This is a genomic window from Kocuria oxytropis (assembly GCF_040981195.1).
Classification (GTDB): domain Bacteria; phylum Actinomycetota; class Actinomycetes; order Actinomycetales; family Micrococcaceae; genus Kocuria; species Kocuria oxytropis.
Genome location: NZ_JAVFXA010000005.1, coordinates 192,599 through 218,420, shown reverse-complemented (window position 1 = coordinate 218,420; position 25,822 = coordinate 192,599). Strand labels below are relative to the sequence as shown.

General features: G+C 70.7%; 36 protein-coding genes. 1 reads left to right on the top strand and 35 read right to left on the bottom strand.

Going from position 1 to position 25,822, the window contains the following annotated elements:
- Positions 1–136: 136 nt before the first annotated feature.
- The 20 genes from rplO to rpsJ form a co-directional block, all read right to left on the bottom strand.
- On the bottom strand, positions 137–613 hold the full coding sequence (gene rplO, locus QYM41_RS07525) for a 50S ribosomal protein L15 (protein WP_368799121.1): 477 nt from the start codon (positions 611–613) through the stop codon (positions 137–139).
- Between the two features lie 2 nt (positions 614–615).
- Positions 616–825 (bottom strand): 50S ribosomal protein L30, encoded by a 210-nt coding sequence (gene rpmD / locus QYM41_RS07520; protein WP_368799120.1) that lies wholly within the window; start codon positions 823–825, stop codon positions 616–618.
- On the bottom strand, positions 825–1,562 hold the full coding sequence (gene rpsE, locus QYM41_RS07515) for a 30S ribosomal protein S5 (protein ID WP_368799119.1): 738 nt from the start codon (positions 1,560–1,562) through the stop codon (positions 825–827). The genes rpmD and rpsE overlap by 1 nt, the downstream gene beginning before the upstream one ends.
- Complete coding sequence (gene rplR, locus QYM41_RS07510; RefSeq protein WP_368799118.1) at positions 1,559–1,930, bottom strand: 50S ribosomal protein L18; 372 nt, start codon at positions 1,928–1,930, stop codon at positions 1,559–1,561. Before rplR ends, rpsE begins: the two co-directional genes overlap by 4 nt.
- Before the next feature lie 2 nt (positions 1,931–1,932).
- Positions 1,933–2,469 (bottom strand): 50S ribosomal protein L6, encoded by a 537-nt coding sequence (rplF, locus tag QYM41_RS07505; protein WP_058872535.1) that lies wholly within the window; start codon positions 2,467–2,469, stop codon positions 1,933–1,935.
- Positions 2,470–2,492: 23 nt separating this feature from the next.
- Entirely contained in the window at positions 2,493–2,891 is a 399-nt protein-coding gene (rpsH, locus tag QYM41_RS07500) for a 30S ribosomal protein S8 (RefSeq protein WP_368799117.1), read from the bottom strand.
- Between the two features lie 79 nt (positions 2,892–2,970).
- Positions 2,971–3,540: a 50S ribosomal protein L5 gene (gene rplE, locus QYM41_RS07495; protein ID WP_368799116.1), complete on the bottom strand. Its 570-nt coding sequence runs from the start codon at positions 3,538–3,540 to the stop codon at positions 2,971–2,973.
- Positions 3,540–3,884 carry a 50S ribosomal protein L24 gene (rplX, locus tag QYM41_RS07490; RefSeq protein ID WP_368799115.1) on the bottom strand — a complete coding sequence of 115 codons (345 nt, stop codon included), beginning with the start codon at positions 3,882–3,884 and terminating at the stop codon, positions 3,540–3,542. Before rplX ends, rplE begins: the two co-directional genes overlap by 1 nt.
- Positions 3,885–3,886: 2 nt before the next feature.
- Complete coding sequence (gene rplN, locus QYM41_RS07485; protein ID WP_017833306.1) at positions 3,887–4,255, bottom strand: 50S ribosomal protein L14; 369 nt, start codon at positions 4,253–4,255, stop codon at positions 3,887–3,889.
- A gap of 359 nt (positions 4,256–4,614) precedes the next feature.
- On the bottom strand, positions 4,615–4,905 hold the full coding sequence (rpsQ, locus tag QYM41_RS07480) for a 30S ribosomal protein S17 (protein ID WP_368799114.1): 291 nt from the start codon (positions 4,903–4,905) through the stop codon (positions 4,615–4,617).
- On the bottom strand, positions 4,902–5,177 hold the full coding sequence (gene rpmC / locus QYM41_RS07475) for a 50S ribosomal protein L29 (RefSeq protein WP_368799113.1): 276 nt from the start codon (positions 5,175–5,177) through the stop codon (positions 4,902–4,904). The genes rpsQ and rpmC overlap by 4 nt, the downstream gene beginning before the upstream one ends.
- A gap of 2 nt (positions 5,178–5,179) precedes the next feature.
- Complete coding sequence (gene rplP / locus QYM41_RS07470; RefSeq protein WP_017833303.1) at positions 5,180–5,596, bottom strand: 50S ribosomal protein L16; 417 nt, start codon at positions 5,594–5,596, stop codon at positions 5,180–5,182.
- Positions 5,597–6,445 carry a 30S ribosomal protein S3 gene (gene rpsC / locus QYM41_RS07465; protein ID WP_368799112.1) on the bottom strand — a complete coding sequence of 283 codons (849 nt, stop codon included), beginning with the start codon at positions 6,443–6,445 and terminating at the stop codon, positions 5,597–5,599.
- Positions 6,446–6,811, bottom strand: a complete 366-nt coding sequence (rplV, locus tag QYM41_RS07460) for a 50S ribosomal protein L22 (RefSeq protein WP_017833301.1) — start codon at positions 6,809–6,811, stop codon at positions 6,446–6,448.
- A gap of 53 nt (positions 6,812–6,864) precedes the next feature.
- On the bottom strand, positions 6,865–7,146 hold the full coding sequence (gene rpsS, locus QYM41_RS07455; RefSeq protein ID WP_058859361.1) for a 30S ribosomal protein S19: 282 nt from the start codon (positions 7,144–7,146) through the stop codon (positions 6,865–6,867).
- Positions 7,147–7,158: 12 nt separating this feature from the next.
- Positions 7,159–7,998 carry a 50S ribosomal protein L2 gene (gene rplB / locus QYM41_RS07450; RefSeq protein WP_368799111.1) on the bottom strand — a complete coding sequence of 280 codons (840 nt, stop codon included), beginning with the start codon at positions 7,996–7,998 and terminating at the stop codon, positions 7,159–7,161.
- A 30-nt stretch (positions 7,999–8,028) separates the two neighbouring features.
- On the bottom strand, positions 8,029–8,334 hold the full coding sequence (rplW, locus tag QYM41_RS07445; protein WP_368799110.1) for a 50S ribosomal protein L23: 306 nt from the start codon (positions 8,332–8,334) through the stop codon (positions 8,029–8,031).
- Positions 8,331–8,954: a 50S ribosomal protein L4 gene (gene rplD / locus QYM41_RS07440; RefSeq protein ID WP_368799109.1), complete on the bottom strand. Its 624-nt coding sequence runs from the start codon at positions 8,952–8,954 to the stop codon at positions 8,331–8,333. The genes rplW and rplD overlap by 4 nt, the downstream gene beginning before the upstream one ends.
- Positions 8,955–8,961: 7 nt before the next feature.
- A complete protein-coding gene (gene rplC, locus QYM41_RS07435; RefSeq protein ID WP_368799108.1) occupies positions 8,962–9,618 on the bottom strand; it encodes a 50S ribosomal protein L3 in 657 nt (218 codons plus the stop codon).
- Positions 9,619–9,634: 16 nt separating this feature from the next.
- Positions 9,635–9,943, bottom strand: coding sequence for a 30S ribosomal protein S10 (gene rpsJ / locus QYM41_RS07430; RefSeq protein ID WP_003803825.1), 309 nt, complete (start codon positions 9,941–9,943; stop codon positions 9,635–9,637).
- A 518-nt stretch (positions 9,944–10,461) separates the two neighbouring features.
- On the opposite strand from rpsJ, the gene QYM41_RS07425 reads away from it, so the two are divergent.
- On the top strand, positions 10,462–10,845 hold the full coding sequence (locus QYM41_RS07425; protein ID WP_368799107.1) for a VOC family protein: 384 nt from the start codon (positions 10,462–10,464) through the stop codon (positions 10,843–10,845).
- 87 nt (positions 10,846–10,932) lie between these two features.
- On the opposite strand, the gene tuf is transcribed toward QYM41_RS07425, so the two are convergent.
- From tuf to QYM41_RS07350, 15 genes are all read right to left on the bottom strand, one after another.
- Positions 10,933–12,123, bottom strand: a complete 1,191-nt coding sequence (gene tuf / locus QYM41_RS07420) for an elongation factor Tu (RefSeq protein ID WP_368799106.1) — start codon at positions 12,121–12,123, stop codon at positions 10,933–10,935.
- Positions 12,124–12,282: 159 nt separating this feature from the next.
- Positions 12,283–14,397 (bottom strand): elongation factor G, encoded by a 2,115-nt coding sequence (gene fusA / locus QYM41_RS07415; RefSeq protein ID WP_368799105.1) that lies wholly within the window; start codon positions 14,395–14,397, stop codon positions 12,283–12,285.
- Positions 14,398–14,466: 69 nt separating this feature from the next.
- Entirely contained in the window at positions 14,467–14,937 is a 471-nt protein-coding gene (gene rpsG, locus QYM41_RS07410; RefSeq protein ID WP_368799104.1) for a 30S ribosomal protein S7, read from the bottom strand.
- Positions 14,937–15,311, bottom strand: coding sequence for a 30S ribosomal protein S12 (gene rpsL / locus QYM41_RS07405; RefSeq protein WP_017833291.1), 375 nt, complete (start codon positions 15,309–15,311; stop codon positions 14,937–14,939). The genes rpsG and rpsL overlap by 1 nt, the downstream gene beginning before the upstream one ends.
- 333 nt (positions 15,312–15,644) lie before the next feature.
- On the bottom strand, positions 15,645–16,457 hold the full coding sequence (locus QYM41_RS07400; protein WP_368799103.1) for an IclR family transcriptional regulator domain-containing protein: 813 nt from the start codon (positions 16,455–16,457) through the stop codon (positions 15,645–15,647).
- 76 nt (positions 16,458–16,533) lie between these two features.
- Positions 16,534–17,211, bottom strand: coding sequence for a 3-oxoacid CoA-transferase subunit B (locus tag QYM41_RS07395; protein ID WP_368799102.1), 678 nt, complete (start codon positions 17,209–17,211; stop codon positions 16,534–16,536).
- 1 nt (position 17,212) lies between these two features.
- Positions 17,213–17,905 (bottom strand): 3-oxoacid CoA-transferase subunit A, encoded by a 693-nt coding sequence (locus tag QYM41_RS07390; RefSeq protein WP_368799101.1) that lies wholly within the window; start codon positions 17,903–17,905, stop codon positions 17,213–17,215.
- 35 nt (positions 17,906–17,940) lie between these two features.
- Positions 17,941–19,134 (bottom strand): thiolase family protein, encoded by a 1,194-nt coding sequence (locus tag QYM41_RS07385; protein WP_368799100.1) that lies wholly within the window; start codon positions 19,132–19,134, stop codon positions 17,941–17,943.
- A gap of 141 nt (positions 19,135–19,275) precedes the next feature.
- Positions 19,276–19,683 (bottom strand): 4-carboxymuconolactone decarboxylase, encoded by a 408-nt coding sequence (pcaC, locus tag QYM41_RS07380; protein WP_368799099.1) that lies wholly within the window; start codon positions 19,681–19,683, stop codon positions 19,276–19,278.
- Positions 19,680–20,516 (bottom strand): alpha/beta fold hydrolase, encoded by an 837-nt coding sequence (locus QYM41_RS07375; protein ID WP_368799098.1) that lies wholly within the window; start codon positions 20,514–20,516, stop codon positions 19,680–19,682. The genes pcaC and QYM41_RS07375 overlap by 4 nt, the downstream gene beginning before the upstream one ends.
- Positions 20,513–22,006 carry a lyase family protein gene (locus QYM41_RS07370; protein ID WP_368799097.1) on the bottom strand — a complete coding sequence of 498 codons (1,494 nt, stop codon included), beginning with the start codon at positions 22,004–22,006 and terminating at the stop codon, positions 20,513–20,515. The genes QYM41_RS07375 and QYM41_RS07370 overlap by 4 nt, the downstream gene beginning before the upstream one ends.
- 133 nt (positions 22,007–22,139) lie before the next feature.
- Positions 22,140–22,724, bottom strand: a complete 585-nt coding sequence (gene pcaG, locus QYM41_RS07365; protein ID WP_368799096.1) for a protocatechuate 3,4-dioxygenase subunit alpha — start codon at positions 22,722–22,724, stop codon at positions 22,140–22,142.
- A complete protein-coding gene (pcaH, locus tag QYM41_RS07360) occupies positions 22,717–23,538 on the bottom strand; it encodes a protocatechuate 3,4-dioxygenase subunit beta (protein WP_368799095.1) in 822 nt (273 codons plus the stop codon). Before pcaH ends, pcaG begins: the two co-directional genes overlap by 8 nt.
- Before the next feature lie 167 nt (positions 23,539–23,705).
- Positions 23,706–24,905, bottom strand: a complete 1,200-nt coding sequence (locus QYM41_RS07355; RefSeq protein ID WP_368799094.1) for a 4-hydroxybenzoate 3-monooxygenase — start codon at positions 24,903–24,905, stop codon at positions 23,706–23,708.
- Positions 24,906–25,006: 101 nt separating this feature from the next.
- Positions 25,007–25,771, bottom strand: coding sequence for an IclR family transcriptional regulator (locus tag QYM41_RS07350; RefSeq protein ID WP_368799093.1), 765 nt, complete (start codon positions 25,769–25,771; stop codon positions 25,007–25,009).
- Positions 25,772–25,822: the final 51 nt, after the last annotated feature.

Sequence of the window (25,822 nt, the reverse complement as noted above, 5' to 3'; positions counted from 1 at the left end):
GGGACTCACCCGGGGGCGCGCCACGGCGCGGGCCGGCTCCCGCCGCCGACGGGTCAGGCCCCGTCCACGCTGGCGTGGACGGGGCCTGGCCGTCGGTGCCGCGGTGCCGGGGCGGGCCCGGCACCGCGGCGCGCGCTCACAGCGCGGTGGTGCTGCCGCCGGCGGCGGCGATCTTCTCGGCGGCGGAGCCGGAGAAGGCGTGCGCCTTCACGTCGACCGCGACCGCGATCTCGCCCGAGCCCAGCACCTTGACGGGCTGGTTCTTGCGGACCGCACCGCGGGCCACGAGCGACTCCACGGTCACCTCGCCGCCCTCCGGGAACAGCTCGGTGAGCTTGTCCAGGTTGACGACCTGGTACTCCACGCGGAACGGGTTCTTGAACCCGCGCAGCTTGGGCAGGCGCATGTGCAGCGGCAGCTGCCCGCCCGCGAAGCCCGCCTTGACCTGGTACCGGGCACTGGTGCCCTTGGTGCCGCGGCCGGCGGTCTTGCCCTTGGAGCCCTCACCGCGACCCACACGGGTCTTGGCGGTCTTCGCGCCCGGGGCCGGACGCAGGTGGTGCACCTTGAGGGCGTGCACCTTCTCGTTCTTCTCTGCAGTGTTCTCTGCCATGGTTACTTGGCCTCCTCGACCTTGACCAGGTGGGCGACGGTGTTGACCATGCCCGCGGTCACGCCGTCGGCCTTGCGGACCACGACGTTGCCCGGCCGCTTGAGGCCGAGGGACCGCAGGGTGTTGCGCATGTTCTGCTTCTGGCCGACCACCGACCGGATCTGCGTGATGCGCAGCTCCGCGCCGTCGGGCTGGATACGCTTGCCGGACATCAGGCACCTGCCTTCTGGATCGAGCGCAGCAACGGCGCGGGGACGACCTCGTCGATCGGCAGCCCACGGCGGGCCGCGACGGCCGCCGGCTCCTCGAGCTGACGGAGCGCCTCGATGGTTGCGTGCACGATGTTGATCTGGTTCGACGAGCCGAGGGACTTCGACAGCACGTCGTGGATGCCGGCGCACTCGAGCACGGCGCGGACCGGGCCACCGGCGATCACACCGGTACCGGGGGTCGCCGGGCGCAGCATGACGACGCCGGCAGCGGCCTCGCCCTGCACGCGGTGCGGGATGGTGCGGTCCTCGATGCGCGGGACGCGGAAGAAGTTCTTCTTCGCCTCCTCGACGCCCTTCGAGATCGCGGCCGGCACCTCCTTGGCCTTGCCGTAGCCGACGCCGACCATGCCGTTGCCGTCGCCGACGACGACGAGGGCGGTGAAGCTGAAGCGGCGACCGCCCTTGACGACCTTGGAGACACGGTTGATGGTCACGACGCGCTCGAGGAACTTGTCCTTCTCCTCGTCGCGGCCGCCGCGGCCGCCGCGGCCGCCGCGCTCGCCACGGCCCCCGCGCTCACCGCGGCCGCCGCGCTCGCCACGGCCCCCGCGGTCGCCGCGGGAGTCCTGGGAGCGGGTGGTCTCGGTGGTCTGCCCGGTCGCCTCCGTGGAGGCAGTGCTCGCTTCGGTCACCTGGGTTTCCTTCTCGTTGTTCCGCTCGGTGTTCTGCTCGCTCACAGTGCCAGACCTCCTTCGCGGGCGCCGTCGGCGACAGCCGCCACGCGACCGTGGTACTTGTTGCCGCCGCGGTCGAACACGACGGCCTCGACACCGGCCGCCTTGGCGCGCTCGGCCACGAGCTCACCGACGCGCTTGGCCTTCGCGGTCTTGTCCGCGTCGGCGCCGCGCAGGTCGGCCTCCATGGTGGACGCCGAGGCGACGGTGACACCCTGGGTGTCGTCGACGACCTGGACGAACACGTGGCGGGCCGAGCGGTTGACGACCAGGCGCGGGCGCGCGGCTGTGCCGGCCAGGTGCTTGCGCACCCGGACGTGGCGGCGGCTGCGGGCGGCGGCCTTGGACTTGCCCTTGATCTTCAGAGCCATGATTACTTACCAGCCTTTCCGGCCTTGCGGCGGATCTGCTCGCCGGCGTACCGCACGCCCTTGCCCTTGTAGGGCTCGGGGGCGCGGAGCTTGCGGATCTTCGCGGCGACCTCGCCGACCTGCTGCTTGTCGATGCCGTTGACCGAGAGCTTGTTGACGCCCTCGACGGCGAACGAGATGCCCTCCGGGGCCTTGAAGGTGATCGGGTGGCTGTAGCCGAGGGCGAACTCGAGGTCCTGGCCCTTGGCCTGCACGCGGTACCCGGTGCCCACGATCTCGATGCCCTTGGAGTAGCCCTGGGTGACGCCCTGGATCATGTTGGCGATCAGGGTGCGGGTGAGGCCGTGCAGCGAGCGGGACTCGCGCTCGTCGTCGGGTCGGGTGACGGTGAGGGTGCTGTCCTCGAGCGCGACGGTGATCGGGCTGGCAACGGTGTGCTGCAGCTCGCCCTTCGCGCCCTTGACGGAGACGACGTTGCCGTCGACCTTGATCTCCACACCGGCCGGCACAGAGATGGGGAGACGTCCGATACGTGACATGTTCTCTTCCTTTCTGTTCCGGGTTACCAGACGTACGCGAGGACTTCGCCGCCCACGCCCTTCTTCGCGGCCTGCTTGTCGGTCAGCAGCCCGGAAGAGGTGGACAGGATGGCGATGCCCAGGCCGCCCAGGACCTTGGGGAGGTTGGTGGACTTGGCGTACACGCGCAGGCCCGGCTTGGAGATGCGCCGGACGCCGGCGATGGACCGCTCACGGTTGGGACCGAACTTCAGCGACAGCGTGAGGGTCTTGCCGACCTCCGCCGCCTCCTCGCGGTAGTCCGCGATGTAGCCCTCGGCCTTGAGGATGTCCGCCACGCGGGCCTTAAGCTTCGAGTACGGCATGCTCACGGAGTCGTGGTAGGCGGAGTTGGCGTTGCGCAGACGCGTCAGCATGTCCGCGACAGGATCTGTCATTGTCATTTTGGGGGCACGTGCCCTTCCTCGTCCCGGTTTCCACCGGCGCCGTGCGGCGCGCGGGCGGACCTGGAACGTAGCGAGATTAGTTGGTCTTGAAGGGGAAGCCGAGCGCCTTCAGCAGCGCGCGGCCCTCGTCGTCGGTCTTCGCGGTGGTGACCACCGTGATGTCCATGCCGCGGACCCGGTCGATGCGGTCCTGGTCGATCTCGTGGAACATGGACTGCTCGGTGAGGCCGAAGGTGTAGTTGCCGTTGCCGTCGAACTGGCGGTCGGACAGACCGCGGAAGTCGCGGATGCGCGGCAGGGCCAGGGTCACCAGGCGGTCGAGGAACTCCCACATGCGGTCGCCGCGCAGCGTGGTGTGCGCGCCGATCGGCATGCCCTCGCGAAGCTTGAACTGCGCGATGGACTTCTTCGCCCGGGTCACGAGCGGCTTCTGGCCCGTGATGGCGGTGAGGTCGCGGACGGCGCCGTCGATGAGCTTCGAGTCCTTCGCGGCGTCGCCGACGCCCATGTTCACGACGACCTTGACGACGCGCGGGATCTCCATGACGTTGCCGTAGCCGAACTGCTCCTGCAGCGCGGGCACGACGGTCTCCTGGTACTTGTCCTTGAAGCGCGGGGACACGCTGATCTCGGTGGTTTCGCTCATCACAGGTCCTTGCCGGTGCTCTTGGAGACGCGGACGCGGACGGTCTTCTGGCGTCCGTTGCGCTCCACGGTCTCGGTGCGGTAGCCGACGCGGGTCGGCTTCTGGGTCTCCGGGTCCACGAGCGCCACGTTGGAGACGTGGATCGGGGCCTCGACCTTGTCGATGCCGCCGGCCTCGCCCTGCATGGTCGCCTTGCGGTGGCGGGTGATCACGTTGATGCCCTCCACGACCACGCGGGAGGTCTCCGGGATCACGCGCAGGACCTTGCCCTGCTTGCCCTTGTTGTCCTTGCTGCCGGAGATGACCTGCACCAGGTCGCCGGTCTTGATCTTGAACTTCGCCATGGTCAGAGCACCTCCGGGGCCAGCGAGATGATCTTCATGAACTTCTTGTCGCGCAGCTCGCGGCCCACGGGGCCGAAGATGCGGGTACCACGGGGGTCACCGTCGTTCTTCAGGATCACTGCGGCGTTCTCGTCGAACTTGATGTAGGAGCCGTCCGGACGACGGCGCTCCTTCTTGGTGCGGACGATGACGGCCTTGACGACGTCGCCCTTCTTCACGTTGCCGCCCGGGATCGCGTCCTTGACGGTGGCGACGATGATGTCGCCGATGCCTGCGTAGCGACGTCCGGATCCACCGAGAACACGGATGGTGAGGATCTCCTTCGCACCCGTGTTGTCGGCGACCTTCAGTCGCGACTCCTGCTGAATCACTGATTACTCCTGTCGTCTCGCCGGTTCCAACACCGATCGAGAGCACGGTGCGGGCCTTGCGGAACAGCTTGTCGGATGATGTGCCCTCCCCCGGCGTCGCACGCCGGACCGGGCCAGCCCTCCATGCCAGGAGCATCTGAACCCGCCACCAGGTGGCACGGGGGCGCCCTGCACGCGGTCATTATGCGCTGGCACGAAGAGCTGTGGGTCGTACGGGCGGACAAATCGGCCCATACAAGCTCACCAGCCTAGCACAGCCGGCGGCGGGTGCGGGCGGGGCGGTGGACGGACGACGGCCCGCCCCTCGCACGGAGGGACGGGCCGTCGTCGTGGCCGTGGCCGGCGCTAGCGCGACCGGGTCACTTGGCCTTCTCGAGGATCTCCACGATCCGCCACCGCTTGGTGGCGGACAGCGGGCGGGTCTCGGAGATCAGGACGAGGTCGCCGACACCGGCGGAGTTCTGCTCGTCGTGGGCCTTGACCTTCGAGGAGCGGCGCATGACTTTGCCGTACAGCGAGTGCTTGACGTTGTCCTGCAGCTGGACGACGACGGTCTTGTCCATCTTGTCGGAGACCACGTAGCCGCGACGGCTCTTGCGGTCACCGCGCTCGGGGGCCTGCTCGGCCCCGTTGTTGATCTGCTCGGTCACTTGGCGTCCTCCTCGGAGGTGTTCTCGGCGGTGGTCTCGGCGTCGCCCGCCTGGGGCCGGATGCCGAGCTCGCGCTCGCGCAGCACCGTGTAGATGCGGGCGATGTCGCGCTTGACCGCCTTGAGGCGGCCGTTGTTCTCGAGCTGACCGGTTGCGGACTGGAAGCGGAGGTTGAACAGCTCCTCCTTCGCCTTGCGCAGCGCCTCACCCAGAGAGTCCTTGTCGAGGGCCGCGAGGTTCTCGATGCTCAGATCCTTGGATCCAACAGCCATTCTCATTCACCACCTTCGCGACGCACGATGCGTGCCTTCATCGGGAGCTTGTGGATCGCCAGGCGCAGGGCCTCGCGGGCGACCTCTTCGGAGACACCGGAGAGCTCGAACATCACGCGCCCGGGCTTGACGTTGGCGACCCACCACTCGGGGGAGCCCTTGCCGGAGCCCATGCGGGTCTCGGCGGGCTTCTTGGTCAGGGGACGGTCCGGGTAGATGTTGATCCAGACCTTGCCGCCACGCTTGATGTGGCGGGTCATGGCGATACGGGCGGCCTCGATCTGACGGTTCGTCACGTAGGCCGGCGTGAGCGCCTGGATGCCCCACTCGCCGAAGGCGACGGTGGTGCCGCCCTTGGCAGCGCCCGACCGCTTCGGGTGGTGCTGCTTGCGGAACTTCACACGACGTGGGATGAGCATTTACTTACCACCCTCTGCGTTGGTCGCCCCCGCGGCCGGGGCCGGGGAGGCGGCGGAGTCGTTGCGCTCACGGCGTCCGCCACGGTCGTTACGGTCGGTGCGCCGGCGGTCGCCGCCGCCGCCGCGACGCTCGCCCGGGCCGCCACGACGGTCACGGTCGCCGCCGCGGCCGCGCGAGGGAGCGGCGGCCTGCTGGGCCGCCAGTTCCTTCGCGGTGAGGTCGCCCTTGTAGATCCAGACCTTCACGCCGATGCGGCCGAAGGTGGTCTTGGCCTCGAAGAACCCGTAGTCGATGTTCGCGCGCAGGGTGTGCAGGGGCACACGGCCTTCGCGGTAGAACTCGGAGCGGCTCATCTCGGCGCCGCCGAGGCGGCCGGCGCACTGGATGCGGATACCCTTCGCGCCGGCGCGCTGCGCCGACTGGATGGCCTTCTTCATGGCGCGGCGGAAGGCCACGCGGGAGGCGAGCTGCTCGGCGACGCCCTGGGCGACCAGCTGGGCGTCCACCTCGGGGTTCTTGACCTCGAGGATGTTCAGCTGGATCTGCTTGCCGGTGAGCTTCTCGAGCTCGCCGCGGATGCGGTCCGCCTCGGCGCCGCGGCGGCCGATCACGATGCCGGGGCGGGCGGTGTGGATGTCCACGCGCACGCGGTCCCGGGTCCGCTCGATCTCGACCTTGGAGATGCCGGCCCGCTCCATGCCCGTGGACATGAGCTTGCGGATCTTGATGTCCTCGCGGACGTAGTCCTTGTAGCGCTGGCCCTCCTTGGTGGAGTCCGCGTACCAGTGCGACACGTGGTCGGTGGTGATGCCCAGCCGGAACCCGTGCGGGTTGATCTTCTGTCCCACTTAGCGGACCTCCTCGCTGTCAGGGCTGGCCACGATCACGGTGATGTGGCTCGTGCGCTTGTTGATGCGGTAGGCGCGGCCCTGGGCCCGCGGCTGGAACCGCTTCATGGTCGGACCCTCGTCGACGAAGGCCTCGCTCACCACGAGCTCCTCCTCCTTGAACGGCAGGCCGTCGCGGTCGGCCAGCTGGCGCGCGTTGGCGACCGCCGACTGGAGGACCTTGAACACCGGCTCCGAAGCGCCCTGGGGGGCGAACTTCAGAATCGCCAGAGCCTCATTCGCCTGTTGGCCACGAATCAGGTTGACGACGCGCCGGGCCTTCATAGGCGTCACGCGGATGTAGCGCGCAGATGCCTTGGCTTCCATTGCTTTCCTTCTCTCGTCTTCTCGAAGTGCTCACGCTGCGGGATCCCGGAGGATCAGCGGCGCTTGCCCTTCTTGTCGTCCTTCACATGGCCGCGGAAGGTCCGCGTGGGGGCGAACTCGCCGAGCTTGTGCCCGACCATCGACTCGGTGATGAACACGGGGATGTGCTTGCGTCCGTCGTGCACGGCGATCGTGTGGCCCAGCATGTCGGGCACGATCATCGAGCGGCGGGACCACGTCTTGATGACGTTCTTGGTGCCCTTGTCGTTCTCCTTGGCGACCTTCAGGTAAAGGTGCTGATCGACGAAAGGGCCCTTCTTCAGGCTGCGTGGCATGTGTCAGGCTCCTTAGCGCTTGTTCTTGCCGGTACGACGACGGCGGACGATGAGCTTGTCGCTCTCCTTGTTGGGGCGGCGGGTGCGGCCCTCGGGCTTGCCGTTCGGGTTGACCGGGTGGCGGCCACCGGAGGTCTTGCCCTCGCCACCACCGTGGGGGTGGTCGACCGGGTTCATGACCACACCGCGGACGGTCGGGCGGACGCCCTTCCAGCGGTTGCGGCCGGCCTTGCCCCAGTTGATGTTCGACTGCTCGGCGTTGCCGACCTCGCCGACCGTGGCGCGGCAGCGCACGTCGACGTTGCGGATCTCGCCGGAGGGCAGGCGGAGCTGGCCGTACTTGCCCTCCTTGGCCACGAGCTGCACGGACGCGCCGGCGGAGCGGGCGAGCTTGGCGCCGCCGCCCGGACGGAGCTCCACGGCGTGGATCACGGTGCCGACGGGGATGTTGCGCAGCGGCAGGTTGTTGCCGGGCTTGATGTCGGCGCCGGGGCCCGACTCGACGACGTCGCCCTGGGCGAGGCGGTTCGGCGCGATGATGTAGCGCTTGGAGCCGTCCACGAAGTGCAGCAGCGCGATGCGCGCGGTGCGGTTCGGGTCGTACTCGATGTGCGCGACCTTGGCGTCGACGCCGTCCTTGTCGTGGCGACGGAAGTCGATGACGCGGTACTGCCGCTTGTGCCCGCCACCCTTGTGCCGGGTGGTGATGCGGCCGGTGTTGTTCCGCCCGCCCTTCTTGGGCAGCGGCCGGACCAGCGACTTCTCGGGGGTCGTGCGCGTGATTTCTGCGAAGTCGGCAACGGAGGAGCCGCGACGGCCCGGGGTTGTCGGCTTGTGCTTACGGATAGCCATGTGTCAGTTCCTCGTTAAAGTGGTCTCCGCTCAGGCGAGCGGACCGCCGAAGATGTCGATGGTGCCTTCCTTCAGGGTCACAACGGCACGCTTGGTGCCCTTGCGCTGACCCCAGCCGAAGCGCGTGCGCTTCCGCTTCCCGGCACGGTTGATGGTGTTCACGGACCCGACCTTGACGCCGAAGATCTGCTCCACGGCGTACTTGATCTCGGTCTTGTTCGAGTCGGCCGCCACGAAGAACGTGTAGCGGCCCTCGTCGATGAGCCCGTAGGACTTCTCCGAGACGACCGGCGCGATGATGACGTCCCGGGGATCCTTGATGGTGGTCGCGCTCACTTGGCGTCCTCCTGCTTCTTCTTGCTGGCGGCCGCCACGAAGGACTCGAACGCGTCCTTCGTGAAGACCACGTCGTCGGAGACCAGCACGTCGTAGGTGTTGAGCTGGTCGGCGTAGACGGTGTGGACGTCGGCGAGGTTGCGCACCGACAGCGCGGACGCGTCGTCCGAGCGGTGCAGGACGACCAGCAGGTTCTTGCGGTCGGTGAGCCCGCGCAGCGTCGCCTGGGCGGCCTTCGTGTTGGGGACGGTGCCCTCCACGAGAGCCTCCAGGACGTGGATGCGGCCGTTGCGCGCCCGGTCCGAAAGGGCACCGCGCAGCGCGGCGGCCTTCATCTTCTTGGGGGTGCGCTGGCTGTAGTCGCGCGGGGTGGGGCCGTGCACCACGCCGCCGCCGGTCATGTGCGGGGCGCGGATGGAGCCCTGGCGCGCCCGGCCGGTGCCCTTCTGCTTGAAGGGCTTGCGGCCGGCGCCGGAGACCTCGGCGCGGTTCTTGGTCTTGTGCGTGCCCTGGCGGGCAGCGGCCAGCTGAGCGACGACGACCTGGTGCAGCAGCGGCACGTTGGTCTGGACGTCGAAGATCTCGGCGGGCAGGTCGACGTTGACGGTCTGAGTTGCCATGGTCTGATCAGGCTCCCTTCACTGCGGTGCGGACGAGGACGACCGAACCCTTGGGGCCCGGCAGGGCGCCCTTGATGAGCAGCAGGGAGTTCTCGGCGTCCACGGCGTGAACGGTGAGGTTCTGCGTCGTGTGACGGACGGCGCCCATGCGGCCCGCCATGCGCATGCCCTTGAACACGCGGGCGGGGTAGGACGCGCCGCCGATGGATCCCGGCTTGCGGTGGTTCTTGTGGGCACCGTGGGAGGCGCCGACGCCGGAGAAGCCGTGGCGCTTCATGACACCGGCCGTGCCCTTGCCCTTGGTCTTGCCGATCACGTCGACCTTCTGGCCGGCCTCGAAGAGCTCGACGGAGAGCTCCTGGCCCAGCTCGTAGGTGTCGGCGTCGGCCGTGCGCAGCTCCACGACGTGGCGGCGCGGCGTCACGCCGGCCTTCTCGAAATGGCCGGCCAGCGGCTGGGTGACCTTGCGGGGGTCGATCGCACCGAACCCGATCTGGACGGCGGAGTAGCCGTCGCGGTCCTGGGTGCGCAGCTGGGTGACGACGTTGGAGTCCGCCTTGACGACGGTCACCGGCACGAGCTTCCCGTTCTCGTCCCAGACCTGGGTCATGCCGAGCTTCGTGCCCAGCAGGCCCTTCACCTGGCGTTCGAAAGTGGTAGTCATTGGGATGCGATCCTCTTTACAGCTTGATTTCGATGTTCACGTCAGCCGGCAGGTCGAGGCGCATGAGCGAGTCGACGGCCTTCGGCGTGGGGTCGATGATGTCGATCAGCCGCTTGTGCGTGCGCATCTCGAAGTGCTCACGGCTGTCCTTGTACTTGTGCGGCGAGCGGATGACGCAGTACACGTTCTTCTCCGTGGGCAGCGGCACGGGGCCGACCACCGTGGCGCCTGCGCGCGTCACCGTCTCAACGATCTTCCGGGCCGAGACGTCGATGACCTCGTGGTCATAAGACTTCAGCCGGATGCGGATTTTCTGTCCCGCCATGGCGTCGTGACTCTCTTTCTTGAACGTACTTCCCTGTGACGGAGCCTGGGGACTCCTTGTGCATGGCGCCTCCTGGTGGGCGCCCCTCCACGCAGGCTGAATCCGGAGTGATCCGGGTTCCTCACCCTGCTGGAGCTCCGACCCCCGAACTCGGGCGTGTCGCCTCGTGCAGAGCACGAGGGCGCACCGGGTCCGTTTCTCGGGGTGGGCTGTCTTGTGGTCCGTGCGTGGCAGCTTCCACGAGCTGCTGGCCCCCGGTTCTGCTTCGGGACCCGATGGTGTCCTGGGGTCTGCCGGTTCGAACCGTTGAGAGCACGCGTCGGCGCTTGAACAACGTCCTCCATCCTGCCAGAGAAGCCGACCCCGTGCAAACGCCGGGTCCGGACCCCGGGAGCCGGGCGCGCACGGGGGGCCGTGCGCAACCGTGCCGCAACCGTGAGCCGCCCGCAACCACAGGCGGCGCCGGCGGCCGTATCCTGGGCGCGTCCACACCCCGACGCCCGCAGGAGATGGGTCCCATGCTGTCCACCGCGCGACTGGTCGCGATCGTTCCCGTCCGGGAGCTCGAGCGCGCCCGGCAGTTCTACCAGGAGACCCTCGGCCTCTCCCCCGGCCCCGAGCTCGAGGCCGACAGCGTCCTGTTCAGCGAGGACGGGCACGCCGGTCTGCAGCTGCTGCTGCGCCCGGACGCCCCCGCCTCGGAACTGACGCAGGCCAGCTTCGAGGTCCCCGACGTCGAGGCCGCGGTGCGCGAGCTCGAGGGCCGGGGCGTGCACTTCGAGGACTACGACCTGCCCGGCCTGCGGACCGTGGACCACGTCCTCACCGCCGAGGGCATGAAGGCGGCGTGGTTCACCGACTCCGAGGGCAACGTCCTGTGCCTGCACCAGGTGACGGGCTGAGTCCCGGCCCACCGGCCCCGGACGTGCGGAACCCCCCGCCGCTGACGAGAGCGGCGGGGGGTTCCGTGCAGATCGGCAGTCCGGGGACTACTTGATGATCTTGGTGACGCGGCCGGAGCCCACGGTGCGGCCACCCTCGCGGATGGCGAAGCCGAGGCCCTCCTCCATGGCGATCGGCTGGATCAGCGCGACCGTCATCTCGGTGTTGTCGCCCGGCATGACCATCTCGGTGCCCTCGGGCAGCGTGATGACGCCGGTGACGTCGGTCGTCCGGAAGTAGAACTGCGGACGGTAGTTGGAGTAGAACGGGTTGTGACGCCCGCCCTCCTCCTTGGAGAGGATGTAGACGTTGGCCTCGAAGTCGGTGTGCGGGGTGATGGAACCCGGCTTGCACACGACCTGGCCGCGCTCGACGTCGTCCCGCTTGAGACCGCGCAGCAGCAGGCCGCAGTTCTCGCCGGCCATGGCCTCGTCCATCTGCTTGTGGAACATCTCGATGCCGGTGACCGTGGTCTTCTGGACCGGGCGGATGCCGACGATCTCGACCTCGGAGTTGATCGGCAGCGTGCCGCGCTCGGCACGGCCGGTCACCACGGTGCCGCGGCCGGTGATCGTGAAGACGTCCTCGATGGGCATGAGGAACGGCTTGTCCATCTCGCGGACGGGGTCCGGCACGTTCTCGTCGACGGCTTCCATGAGCTCCTCGACCTTGGCGACCCACTCGGGGTCGCCCTCGAGGGCCTTGAGGGCCGAGACGCGCACGACCGGGGCGTTGTCGCCGTCGAAGCCCTGGTCGGAAAGGAGCTCGCGCACCTCCATCTCGACGAGGTCCAGCAGCTCCTCGTCGTCGACCATGTCGGACTTGTTCAGGGCCACCAGCAGGTAGGGCACGCCCACCTGGCGGGCGAGCAGCACGTGCTCGCGGGTCTGGGCCATGGGGCCGTCGGTGGCGGCGACCACGAGGATGGCGCCGTCCATCTGCGCCGCACCGGTGATCATGTTCTTGACGTAGTCGGCGTGGCCCGGGGCGTCGACGTGGGCGTAGTGACGCTTCTCCGTCTGGTACTCGATGTGCGCGATGTTGATGGTGATGCCGCGCTGCTTCTCCTCCGGGGCGGAGTCGATGGCGCCGAAGTCGCGCTGCTCGTTGAGGTCCGGGTACTTGTCGTGCAGGACCTTCGAGATGGCAGCGGTGAGCGTCGTCTTGCCGTGGTCGACGTGGCCGATGGTGCCGATGTTGACGTGCGGCTTGGTGCGCTCGAACTTGGCCTTCGCCATGGTTGTTCCTCCTAGAACATTTGTCGAAACTTGCTCAGCACTTCCCCGCCGCAGATGTCCGGGGGGAGCTTGAGGCACTCAGCAGTACTGAAACCTCTGCAAGTCTACTTTGGCTGTGCGTGATTGATGAAATTCCCGGCCGGGGCCGAGGGGTGGTGCCTACTCGCCGCGGTTCTTCTGGACGATCTCCTCGGCGACGGCCTTGGGGACCTCCGAGTAGCTGTCGAACTGCATCGAGTACACGGCGCGGCCCTGGGTCTTGGACCGGAGGTCGCCGATGTAGCCGAACATCTCGGACAGCGGGACGAGGGCCTTGACCAGCTTGACGCCCGAGACGTCCTCCATGGACTGGATCTGGCCGCGGCGGGAGTTCAGGTCGCCGATGACCTCGCCCATGTACTCCTCGGGCGTGCGGACCTCGACGGCCATCAGCGGCTCGAGCAGCACGGGCTGGGCCCGGCGGGCGCCCTCCTTGAAGACCATGGAGCCGGCGATCTTGAACGCCATCTCGGAGGAGTCGACGTCGTGGTAGGCGCCGTCGAGCAGCGTGGCCTTCACGCCGACCATCGGGTACCCGGCGAGGATGCCCAGGCGCATCGCGTCCTGGATGCCGGCGTCCACGGAGGGGATGTACTCGCGCGGGACGCGGCCGCCGGTGACCTTGTTGTCGAACTCGTAGAGCTCCTCGGCGTCCAGCGGGATCGGCTCGAAGGCGACCTGCACCTTGGCGAACTGGCCGGAGCCGCCGGTCTGCTTCTTGTGCGTGTAGTCGACCTTGTCGACGGCCTTCTTGATGGTCTCGCGGTAGGCGACCTGGGGCTTGCCCACGTTCGCCTCGACGCGGAACTCGCGCTTCATGCGGTCCACCAGGATGTCCAGGTGGAGCTCGCCCATGCCGCCGATCTCGGTCTGGCCGGTCTCCTCGTTGAGGGACACGGTGAACGTGGGGTCCTCGGCGGAGAGCTTCTGGATCGCGGTGGAGAGCTTCTCCTGGTCGCCCTTGGTCTTGGGCTCGATGGCCACGGAGATCACGGGGGCGGGGAAGGTCATCGACTCGAGCACGATGGGCTCCTGCGGGGAGCACAGGGTGTCGCCCGTGGTGGTGTCCTTCAGCCCGATGGCCGCGTAGATGTGGCCGGCGCGGATCTCGTCGACCGGGTTCTCCTTGTTGGAGTGCATCTGGAACAGCTTGCCGATGCGCTCCTTCTTGCCCTTGGTCGAGTTGAGGACCTGCTCGCCGTTGACGGCCTTGCCGGAGTACACGCGGATGTAGGTCAGCTGCCCGTAGAAGGGGTGCGAGGCGACCTTGAACGCCAGCGCCGAGAAGGGCGCGCTGTAGTCGACGGGGCGGGTGAGGATCTCCTCCTCGTCGTTGAGCGCGTGGCCCTCGACGTTCGGCACGTCCAGCGGGGACGGCAGGAAGTCGATGACGGCGTCGAGCATCGGCTGCACGCCGCGGTTCTTGAACGCGGAGCCGCACAGCACGGGGTAGGCCTCGGAGTTGATGGTCAGCTTCCGGATGCCGGCCTTGAGCTCCTCGAGGGTGAGCTCCTCGCCGCCCAGGTACTTCTCCATGAGCTCGTCGTCGGCCTCGGCCACGGACTCGACCAGCTGGTTGCGGTACTCCTCGGCGCGCTCCTGCAGATCGGCGGGGATCTCCTCGATCTCGTACTTCGCGCCCAGGGACACGTCGCCCTTGGAGTCGCCCGGCCAGACGAAGGCCTTCATGGTGAGCAGGTCGACGACGCCGGTGAAGTCGGACTCGGCGCCGATCGGCAGCTGCATGACCAGCGGCTTCGCCCCGAGGCGGTTGATGATGGTGTCGACCGTGAAGTAGAAGTCGGCGCCCAGCTTGTCCATCTTGTTGACGAAGCAGATGCGGGGGACGTCGTACTTGTCGGCCTGGCGCCAGACCGTCTCCGACTGGGGCTCGACGCCCTCCTTGCCGTCGAAGACCGCCACGGCGCCGTCGAGCACGCGCAGGGAGCGCTCGACCTCGACCGTGAAGTCCACGTGACCGGGGGTGTCGATGATGTTGATCTGGTTGTCGTGCCAGTAGCAGGACGTCGCGGCGGACGTGATCGTGATGCCGCGCTCCTGCTCCTGAGCCATCCAGTCCATGGTGGAGGCACCATCGTGGGTCTCGCCGAGCTTGTGGGAGATACCGGTGTAGAACAGGATGCGTTCGGTGGTGGTGGTCTTGCCGGCATCGATGTGCGCCATGATGCCGATGTTGCGGACCTTCTTGAGGTCGGTAAGCACGTCAAGTGCCACGGTGATTCCCTTTCGGAGATGGTGCCGGCGGCCTGCCGGCCCTGGTGGGGCCGACAGGCCTGGAAGATTCTACCAGCGGTAGTGGGCGAAGGCCTTGTTGGACTCCGCCATCTTGTGGGTGTCCTCGCGGCGCTTCACGGCGGCACCGAGACCGTTGGACGCGTCCAGGATCTCGTTCTGCAGACGCTCGGTCATGGTGTTCTCGCGGCGGATCTTCGAGTAGCCGACGAGCCAGCGCAGGGACAGCGCCTGGGCGCGGCCCGGCTTCACCTCGACCGGGACCTGGTAGGTGGCACCGCCGACGCGGCGGGACTTCACCTCGAGGGCCGGCTTGACGTTCTCCAGGGCCTTCTTGAGGGTGACGACCGGGTCGGCGCCGGACTTCGCCCGGACGCCCTCGAGGGCGCCGTAGACGATGCGCTCGGCGGTGGACTTCTTGCCGTCCTGGAGGACCTTGTTGATCAGCTGCGTGACGACCGGGGAGCTGTAGACCGGGTCGACGACGAGCGGGCGCTTGGGAGCGGGACCCTTACGAGGCATTACTTCTTCTCCTTCTTGGCGCCGTAACGGGAACGGGCCTGCTGGCGGCCCTTGACACCCTGGGTGTCGAGCGCGCCGCGGACGATCTTGTAGCGGACACCGGGGAGGTCCTTCACGCGACCGCCGCGGACGAGCACGATGGAGTGCTCCTGGAGGTTGTGGCCCTCACCGGGGATGTAGGCCGTGACCTCCACGCCGCCGTTGAGCTTCACGCGGGCGACCTTGCGCAGCGCGGAGTTCGGCTTCTTGGGGGTGGTGGTGTACACGCGGGTGCACACCCCGCGCTTCATGGGGCTGCCCTTGAGTGCGGGCGCCTTGGTCTTGACGACCTTCGGGGTCCGGCCCTTGCGGACCAGCTGCTGGATTGTAGGCACAGTGTCTCCTGATCGGACGGGACGCGTCAGCGGCCCGCTGGGTGTTCGGTTCCCGCGCGGCCGGGGCCGGGTGCGGGTGCGGTGCGCGGGGCGGACCCGGCGGGCGGGCGCCCCGGTCGTCGCGCCGAAGGTAGCTGGGCAGACGAAAAGGATGGCATTTCGGTACACACCGCGTACCTGAGGACCGAGTCCGTTCTGCCATGATTTTTCCGGCCTCCGGGGGCGGCGGGCGCCGAGGGATGACCGTTCAATTCCTCGACAGCCTATCAGACCCGGGCAGGGCGGGAAAACGCGACCGGTCGCCGCGGGGAGACCCGCCCGCGGGCCCGGCGCTCAGCGCCCGGTGGCGGCGAGGTCGGCGGAGATCCGCCGGGCGCACTCGAGCAGCGGCGGCACCACGTCCGCCACGGGGTCGCCGGCGCTCGCGCCCGGCATCCCCACCCGCATCGAGACGTTCACGGCCGCGACCACGCGCCCGCTGCCGTCCGTGACGGGGGCGGCGACCGAGCGCAGCCCGATCTCGAGCTCCTGGTCCACGAGGGCCCAGCCCTGGGCGCGGACCCGGCGCAGGTCGGCCTCGAGGGCCGCGCGGTCGGTGAGGGTGTGCTCGGTCAGGGGCTCGATCCGGGCCGTGCGGAAGTACCCGGCCAGCTCCTCGGGCCCGAGGGCGGCGAGCAGGACCCGGCCCATGGAGGTGGCGTGGGCGGGGAACCGGGTGCCCACGGCGATCGCCACGGTCATGATCCGGTGCGTGGAGACGCGGGCGACGTAGACGATGTCGGAGCCGTCCAGCACGGAGGCGGACGTGGACTCCTCGACCTGCTCCGAGAGCGTCTCGAGGTGCGGCGCCGCCAGGGCCGGCAGCGAGAGCGAGGAGAGGTAGGAGTAGCCGAGCTGCAGCACCAGGGGGGTGAGCTCGAAGAGCCGCCCGTCGGTCCGGACGTAGCCCAGCTCCTCGAGCGTGAGCAGGAACCGGCGTGCCGTGGCGCGGGTGAGCCCGGTGCGCCGGGCCACGTCGCTGAGGGTCATCCGGGGGTGCCGGGCGTCGAAGGCCGTGATCACACCGAGCCCGCGCGCCAGCGACTGCACGAACTGTCCCGGGCTGCCCCGCTCCCCCGCCGCGGCGGGGTCCTGCTCGTCGGTCATCGGTGGCCTCCTGGGGCCTCGTCCGGGGGCGCGGCGGCCGGTGCCGTCCGCCGCGCCCCGCGGGTCGGTGCGGTGCTCAGCGGGCGGGCCGCAGCGGGACGTCGACGATCCGCTGGAGCTCCTCGAAGCTCGTCCCGAAGGTCTCGCGCACGGACACCCCGTCCTCCTCGATGAGGAACACGGCCTGGTCGGTGTAGATCCGGGACACGCAGGCCACGCCGGTGAGCGGCATGGTGCACTTCTCGACGAGCTTGGACTGGCCCTTCTTCGTCTGCAGCGACATCATCACGAACGTCATCTTCGCACCCGTGGCCAGGTCCATGGCCCCGCCCACCGCGGGGATCGCGTCGGGCTTGCCGGTGTGCCAGTTGGCGAGGTTGCCCTCCCGGTCCACCTGGAACGCGCCGAGCACGCAGCAGTCGAGGTGACCGCCGCGCATCATGGCGAAGGAGTCCGCGTGGTGGAAGTAGGAGCAGCCGGGGGTCTCGACCACGGGGATCTTGCCGGCGTTGATGAGGTCGGCGTCGACCTCGTCGCCGTGGGCCTCCGGGCCCATGCCGAGCATGCCGTTCTCGGTGTGCAGCGTGACGTCGTCCTCGGCCGTCAGGTAGTTGGAGACCAGCGTCGGCTGGCCGATGCCGAGGTTGACGTAGGAGCCGGCGGGGATGTCGCGGGCCACCACGCGGGCCAGCTCCTCGGGGGCGAGCGGGGTCTCGGACGTCCTGGGCACGACGTCCACGGTGTTCTCGCTCATGTCAGAGCTCCTCTCGGGGGTCGGTCTGGGCGGGCGCGTCGATCCGCACGACGGTGTCCACGTAGATGCCCGGGGTCACGACGACCTCGGGGTCGATCCCGCCGCGCTCCACGATCTCCGCGACCTGCACGATGGAGGTGGTGGCGGCGGCGGCCATGATGGGGCCGAAGTTGCGCGCGGTCTTGCGGTAGACGAGGTTGCCCGCCCGGTCCGCGACGTGCGCCTTGGTCAGGGAGAAGTCGGCCCTGATGGGGTGCTCCAGGACGTAGTGGCGGCCGTCGATCTCACGGACCTCCTTGCCCTCGGCCAGCGGGGTGCCGTAGCCGGTGGGGGTGAAGAACGCCCCGATGCCGGCGCCGGCGGCGCGGATCCGCTCGGCGAGGTTGCCCTGCGGGACGACCTCGAGCTCGATCTGCCCGGCCCGGTACCTCTCGTCGAAGTGCCACGAGTCGGACTGGCGCGGGAAGGAGCAGACGATCCTGCGCACCCGCCCGAGCTGGATGAGCCGGGCCAGGCCCACGTCGCCGTTGCCGGCGTTGTTGTTCACGACCGTCAGGTCGGTGGCGCCGTGGTCGATCAGCGCGTCGATGAGCTCGACGGGCTGGCCGGCCACGCCGAAGCCGCCGATCATGACGGTGGCGCCGTCGTGGATCGGGGCCACGGCCTGTGCGCAGCTCTCGGCGATGTTCAGCATGCGGTGTGCCTCTCTTCGGGGGGTCGGGACGGGTCTCAGGCGTTCGGGTTCTCGAGCACCACGGCGAGGCCCTGGCCCACGCCGATGCAGATCGCGGCGACGCCCCAGCGTCCGCCGGAGGCCTGCAGCGACCGTGCGAGGGTGCCGAGGATGCGGGTGCCGGAGGCGCCGAGGGGGTGGCCGATGGCGATGGCGCCGCCGTGCCGGTTGACGATCGCGGGGTCGATGCCCCAGGCGTCGACGCACGCCAGCGACTGCGCGGCGAAGGCCTCGTTGAGCTCCACGGCGGCGACGTCCTCCCACGTGATCCCCGCGCGCCGCAGGGCGAGGTTCGCGGCCTCGACCGGGGCGAAGCCGAAGAACTGGGGCTCGTTGGCCGCGGCGCCCCGGCCGGCGATGCGGGCGAGGGGCTGCAGACCGGTCAGCTCGGCGGCCCGCTCGGAGCCCAGCAGGGCCGCGGAGGCGCCGTCGTTGAGGGGCGAGGCGTTGCCGGCGGTGACGGTGCCGCCCTGCTCCGCGGAGCGGAAGACGGTCTTCAGCCCTCCGAGCTTCTCGACGGTCGAGGACGCGCGGACGGACTCGTCCTGGGTCAGCTCGGTGCCGGGGACCTGGACCGTGAGGTCGGCGTAGAAGCCCTCGTCCCACGCCTGCTGCGTGAGCTGGTGGGAGCGGTACGCGAACTCGTCCATCCGGTCGCGGGTGATGCCGTGCCGCTCGGCGAGCTGCTCGGTGGCCTCGCCCAGGGACACGGTCCACTCCGGGTTCATCCGCGGGTTGACCAGGCGCCAGCCCAGCGTGGTGGAGGCGAGGGTCAGGTCCCCGGCCGGGTAGGGCCGCTCCGTCTTGGGGAGCACCCAGGGGGCCCGGCTCATGGACTCGACGCCGCCGACGAGCATCAGGTCGGCCTCGCCGGCGCCGATCTGGCGGGACGCGATGATCGCGGCGTCCAGGGAGGACCCGCACAGGCGGTTGACGGTGGTGCCGGGGATGCCGACGGGCAGACCGGCGAGCAGCGTGCCCATCCGGGCGACGTTGCGGTTCTCCTCGCCGGCGCCGTTGGCGTTGCCCAGCACGACCTCGTCGATCGCGGCGGGGTCCAGCGCGGACGCGCGGCGGACCTGCTCGCCGATCACCAGCGCGGCCAGGTCGTCGGGGCGCACGCCCGCCAGGGCGCCGCCGAAGCGGCCGAAGGGAGTCCGCACGGCGTCGTAGATGTAGGCGTCGGTCATGGTGTTCCTCACTTGCGTCGTGGCACGTCGGTCACGGGGTGTCGGGGTCAGGGTGTGCCGGGGTCAGGGTGTGCCGGGGTCAGGGTGTCGGGGTCAGGGGTGCCCGGGTCGCGGGGCGCGCGGCCCGGTGGCGCGGAGGTCTCAGGAGCCCTCGGCGTCGAGGGCGTCGAGGACCTGCCGGGCGTGCTTGAAGGCGTTGTTGGCCGAGGGCACGGAGAGGTAGATCGCGGACTGCAGCAGGATCTCCTTGATCTCGTCCCGGTCCAGGCCGTTGCGCAGGGCGGCGCGCACGTGCATCTCGAACTCCTCCCAGTGCCCGGCGGCGATCAGGGCGGTCAGGGTGACGGCGCTGCGCATCCGCCGGTCCAGTCCGGGCCGGGTCCAGATCTCGCCCCACGCGTAGCGGGAGATGAAGTCCTGGAACTCGGCGGTGAAGGCGTCCTTGCCGGCCTCGGCGCGGTCCACGTGGGCGTCGGAGAGCACCTCGCGGCGCACCGCCATGCCCTCCGCGTGCGCCTCCTGCTCGGTGCGCCGGGGGTTGCTGCTCATGCTCGTGCTCCTTCGGGGTCGTGGGAGGGCGGGGTGCGGAAGTGCTCGTCGAGCAGCCGTGCCACGTCCTGCGGGGCCTCGGCGGGCACCAGGTGGGCGGCGTCCTCGACGACGACGAGGCGCCCGCCGGCGGCCTCGGCGAGCTCCGCCACCGACTCCGGCGGCGTCGCGGTGTCGTGCGCACCGGCCACGGCGAGCACCGGCACACCCGCGGGGCCCAGGCCGGCGCGCACGTCGAAGGCGGCGAGTGCCTCGCACGCCCGGGCGTAGGAGAACCGGTCCGCGTCCTGGAGGTCGTGCAGCAGGCCCGTGGTGGTGACGGCGTCCCGCTCGATGAAGCCCGGGGCGAACCACCGCTGCGCGGAGCCCACGACCTGGGTGGGGGTGCCGGCGGCGGCCACGAGCCGGGCGCGCTCCCCCCAGGCACCGGGCTCCCCCACCCGGGCCGCGGTGCTCACGAGGGCGGCGGCGCGGACCCGGCCCGGGGCGTCGAGGAGCAGCTGCTGCCCCACGCAGCCGCCGATCGAGCACCCCGCGTAGAAGAACGGTTGTCCGTTCGGCATCCCGGCGGCCGCCCGGAAGCGGTCCACAGCCGTCAGCACCGCCCCGGCGAGCTCGGCGACCGTGAAGGGGTCGCCGGTGGGCGCGGAGCCGCCGTGCCCGGGCAGGTCCCAGCCCAGGACCCGGACGTCGGCCGCGAGCCGGCGGGCGACGCCGGACCACAGCGAGGTCACGGACGTGCCCAGCGACGGACCGAGCACCAGCAGCGGGGCCTGCGCCGACGGGGCGGGCCGGTCCGTGAACTCGACGAGGGCGAGGACGGGGACGCTCATGCGCTGCTCCTGGGGGTGAGGCCGGCGGGGCCTCCGGCGGCGTCGTGGTCGGCGGCCCCCGCCGGTGTGCCGGGGGCCGCTGGGGGGGCGTCCGCGCCGCGGCGGTGGCGCGCGAGCACCCGGTCGATCAGCAGGTCGTTGGCGCCGAGGTAGCCGGCGGGGTCGAGCAGGTCCGCCACGAGGCCGCGGTCCACGGGCGTGCCGTCGGCCAGGACGGTGCCCGCGGTGAGGTCCAGGAGGGCCTCGAGCATGCCCTCCCGGTCGGTCGCGTGCTCGCGCACGACCGCCTGGACCCGCTGCCGGCCCGTGGCGCCGTCCGGGCCGGGGCCGAGCAGGGGGGCGAGGGCGGCGCTGATCCGCTCGGCGAGCACGGCGGGACCGGAGGCGTCCAGGTTGGCCCGCATCCGGGCGGTGTCCACGCCCAGTCCGGCGGTGAGCTCCTGCGCGTGCGAGGACGCCGCGACGGCGAGCCGGGCGAGCTCCCGCAGCGCCGGCCACTCCGTGTGCCAGGCGCCGTCGGGGCGCTCGTCCACGTACTGGGAGGCGGCGAGGTGCAGCTGGGCCACCAGCTGCGGGGCGGTCAGGGCGGTGCGCCGCAGCAGCACGGAGAGCACGGGGTTCTGCTTCTGCGGCATGGCCGAGGACACGCCGCGTCCCTCCGCGGCCGGTTCGCGCAGCTCGCCGAGCTCGGGCCGGGAGAGCAGCAGGACGTCGTTGGCGATCCGGCCCAGGGCGGCGCACACCGCCCCGAGGGTCTCGGCGCTGCGCAGCACCGGCCGCCTGCTGGTGTGCCACACGTGCGGAGGCGTGCCGAGCCCGAGCTCGTCGGCCCAGCGGCGGGCCAGGTCCACGGCCTGCTCCGCGGCGTCGGGAGCGCCGGGGAAGAGCGCGAGGCTCCCGGCGAGGGTGCCGGCCGCCCCGCCGTAGGCCACCGGCAGCCGGCCCAGCCCGGCGACGTCCTGCTCCAGGTCCTGCAGCCCGGCGAGCCAGCCGGCGGCCTTGAGCCCGAAGGTGCTGGGCAGGGCGTGCTGCGTGAGGGTGCGGGCGGCCTGGACGGTGCCGCGGTGGGCCTCCACCAGCCGGGCCAGGGCCTCCGCGGTGGCGCGGAGCTGCCGCCCCAGGGGCACGGACGCACGGCGCAGCACCAGCATCATGGCCGTGTCCATGACGTCCTGGCTCGTCAGGCCGCGGTGCACGAAGCGCACGGCGCCGGGGTCGAGCTGCTCCAGCCGCCGCCGGTAGTCGGCGAGGAGCGGGATGACCGGGTTCCCGCCGCCCTCGGCGCGCCGGGCGACGTCCACGGCGTCGTAGTCCTCCGCCCGGGCGGCCGCGCGGGCGGCCCCGGCCGCGGCGGGCGGGGCGAGCCCGGCGTCCGCCTGCGCGGCGACCCAGGCCGCCTCGACGTCGAGCAGCGCCTGCAGCACCGCGGTGTCGTCGGTGTGCGCGTCGCCCCGGTGGGTCCCGGGGCTGAGCAGCCCGGCGTCGGTCATGCGCGTTCTCCTCGGGTGGCGTCCGGTCTCCCGGTCGTGGGTGGTGCCGCCGTGGCCGGGGCGGGGCTGCGGCGGGGTGCAGGGGCGGCGTGCGGGGACCCGGCCGGTGCGGCCGGGTCCCCGCACGGACCGGTCAGGGCTCGAGGTTCGGGTAGGTGAGGAAGACGGTCTCGTCCTCCCCCTGCATCCGGACGTCGAAGCGCAGGGAGCCGTCGGCCTCGCGCTCGGCGATCAGCGTGCGGCGCCGGTCCTCCGGCAGCGAGCGCAGCAGCGGGTCGTTGGCCAGCGCCTCGGTGTCCTCCGGCAGGTAGATGCGGGTGAACAGCCGGTTGAGCAGGCCGCGGGCGAAGACCGTCAGGGTGATGAACGGCGCCCTGCCGGGCTCGGTGGGGCCCGGGTCCACGGTGGTGAAGGTGTAGTGGCCCTCGTTGTCGACCGCGGCGCGGCCGAAGCCGGTGAAGGTGTAGCCGTCCCGCACGAGCGAGCCGGTCGCGGTGGGGACCGCGCCGTCGCCGTCCGCCTGCCAGATCTCGAGCATCGCGTCCGGGACGGTGTCGCCGCGGCCGTCGGTGACCGTGCCGTGCAGCCGGACCGCACGGGGGTGCCCCAGCGGCACGAGCAGCTCGCCCTTGTCGTAGGGCAGCGCGTAGCCGAAGAAGGGCCCGATGGTCTGGCCGGGCGTGGCCGGGAGAGCGGGGGTGGCCGAGGTCTCAGACATGGGTGTCGCCTTCCGTCCAGGTGCGGTTCGAGCCGCTGAGCACGATGTCCCAGGTGTAGCCGAGCAGCCACTCGTGCTCGGAGGTCTCGTGGTCGTAGCGGGCCACGAGCCGTTCGCGGGCCTTCGGGTCCACGATGGAGCGGAAGATCGGGTCCAGCGCGAACAGCGGGTCGGAGGGGAAGTACATCTGGGTGATCATCCGCTGGGTGAAGTCCGTGCCGAACAGCGAGAAGTGCACGTGCGCGGGCCGCCAGGCGTTGTGGTGGTTCTTCCAGGGGTACGGCCCGGGCTTGATCGTGACGAACTCGTAGGAGCCGTCCTCGCCGGTCAGGCACCGCCCCACCCCGGTGAAGTTGGGGTCGATGGGCGCGGGGTGCTGGTCCCGCTTGTGGATGTAGCGCCCGGCGGCGTTGGCCTGCCAGATCTCCACGAGCTGATGGCGCACGGGCCGCCCGTCGCCGTCGAGGACCCGGCCGCGGATCTTGATCCGCTCGCCGACGGGCTCCCCGCCCGACTGGATGGTCAGGTCCGACTCGAGCCGGTGCACGTCCCGCTCACCGAAGGCGGGGGCGTGCAGCTCGATGGTCTCGGGGTCGGCGTGGTGCAGGTCCTTGGTGGGGTGCCGCAGGATCGAGCTGCGGTAGGGCGCGTAGTCCAGCCGCGGCTGGGTCTCGGTGCGGTCCGCGGCCGCGTAGTCCGCGCTGATCCCCGCCATCTCGCGGTCGAGGTCGGACTGGGTGTCCGCCGCGTCGTCGGGGCCCTTCGGGGTGAGGTGCACGAAGGCCTCCTCCGGCTCCTGGTCCTGGTCGGTCATGGGTCGACTCCTTCTGTCGCGAGGTGGCTGCCGCACCGGTGGGCGTCGCGCCCGCCGCGGTCGGCGGCTCCCCGGAGACCTCTCCGAGGGTAGCGCAACTGGTGCAGCATTCGCACACATGTTCGTTGTGCGAACTTATTGTGGGGTCACAGTGGGGCGCGCGGCCGTCAGCGGTCGTCGGGCCAGCCGGTGTAGGACTCGGCGAAGTAGGCGGCGCCGCGCGGGGAGCCGGTGATCGCCGTGAACTCGCCGCGCCGGCGCTTCTGGTGGAAGGGGTTCTCCCCCGGCTGGGTGTGCAGGAGCTGGGTGGCCCAGTAGGAGAAGTTCTGCGCCTTCCAGACCCGCTCCAGGGCGGTGGCAGAGTACCCGGCCAGCCCGGAGTCGTCGCCGGAGCGGAAGTACTCCACCAGCGCCGGGGCGAGCACGCGGACGTCGCAGAACGCGAGGTTCAGGCCCTTGGCGCCGGTCGGGGGCACGGTGTGGCCGGCGTCGCCCACGAGGAAGAGGTTGCCGTGGCGCAGGGGCTCGCAGACGTAGGAGCGGAACTTGAGCACCGTCTTGTCGAAGATGGGCCCCTCCTGGAGCCGGAGCCCGTCGGGCCCGGCGACACGGCGCTGGAGCTCGGCCCAGATCCGCTCGTCGTCCCAGTCCTCGACGTCCTCCTCCGGGTCGCACTGGAAGTACATCCGCTGGACGGTGTCGCTGCGGGAGGAGACGAGGGCGAAGCCGTGCTCGGAGTTCGCGTAGATCAGCTCGGGGGCGCTGGGCGGGGCCTCGGCGAGGATCCCGAACCACGCGAAGGGGTACTCGATGAAGTTGTCGGTGCGCTCCTGCTCGGGGATGGCGCGGCGGCAGATGCTCTGCGAGCCGTCGGCGCCCACCAGGATCTCGCAGCGGACCTCGACGTCCTCCCCCGCGGCGTCGGTGAAGCGGATCGCCGGCCGGTCGGTGGTCAGGTCGAGGACCTCGGTGTCGGTGACCGACCAGCGCACGTCGCCGCCGTCGCGCTCCCGCGCCTCGGCCAGGTCGAGGAACACCTCGTTCTGCGGGTAGAGCCACACGGACTCGCCGACGAGCTCCTGGAAGTCGATGCGGTGGCTGCGGCCGTCGAAGCGCAGGACGGTGCCCTCGTGCTCGTGGCCCTCGGTGAGGACCCGGCCGTCGACCCCCTCGTCGACGAGCATCCGCACGGTCGGTGCCTCGAGGATGCCGGCCCGGTGAGTCGCGTGGATGGTCTCCTTGTCGCGCTTCTCCACGACGATGCTGTCGATGCCGGCGCGGCCGAGCATGTGGGCCAGCATCAGCCCGGCCGGGCCTCCGCCGACGATGCCGACCTGGGTGCTGAGTACGGTGCGCTGTGCGCTCATGGGGGCTCCTGGTGGGACGGACGTCGAATCGTGTCCAGTGTCCCAGCGCCCTGTGGGCGGCACCACAGTCGTCCCGTTCAACGGGACGGCGTCGGAGCGGGTCAGCGGTCGGCGTCGCGCAGCGTCCGGCGGATGCCGTGCGCGGCGGTGTGCAGGGCCTGCACGATCGCCCCGGCCCGGGCGGCCGGGTCCCCCGCCGGGGTGATGACGCCCAGGCCGGCCACCACCTGCTCGCCGCGCCCCCGCACGGGCACGGCGATGCCCGCCGTCCCGGTCTCCAGGTAGCCGGTCTGCAGGGCGTGCCCCGCCGCGCGGATCCGCTCGAGCTCGGCGGCGAGGACGCCGGGGTCCGTCGGGGAGAGCTCGGTGAACGCCGGCAGGGGGCCCTGCAGGTACTCCTCCCGGTACTCCGCCGGCGCGTGCGCCAGCAGGACGAGGCCCGTGGCGGACAGGTGCAGGGGCAGCCGGCCCGCCACCTCGGCGCGCACGGGCACGGCGCGGGGGTGCGAGAGCCGCTCCACGAGCAGCACCTCGCGGCCCTCCACGATGCCCAGCTGCACGTGCTGGCGCAGCACGGCGTGGATGTCCCCCATGAACGGGCGGGCGGCGCGGGCCAGCCCGAGCTCGCGGGAGGAGCGGTTGGCCAGCTCCCACAGCCGGGTGCCCACCACGTAGTGGCCGCCCTCCACCCGCTCGAGCCAGCCCTGGCGGGCCATGTCCCGGGCGAGCCGGTGCGCGGTGGCGGTGGGCAGGCCGGTGAGGGCCGCGATCCGGCCCCCCGTCAGCCGGGAGTTCTCGGCGGTGAACGCCGCGAGGATCCGGTCGGCGCGCTCGAGCACCGACTCCCCGGTGGGTGAGTTCGCCATGGTCGTCCCTCGGGCTCCTTCCTGGTCCGCGGCCGTCCGTGCCGGCGTCCC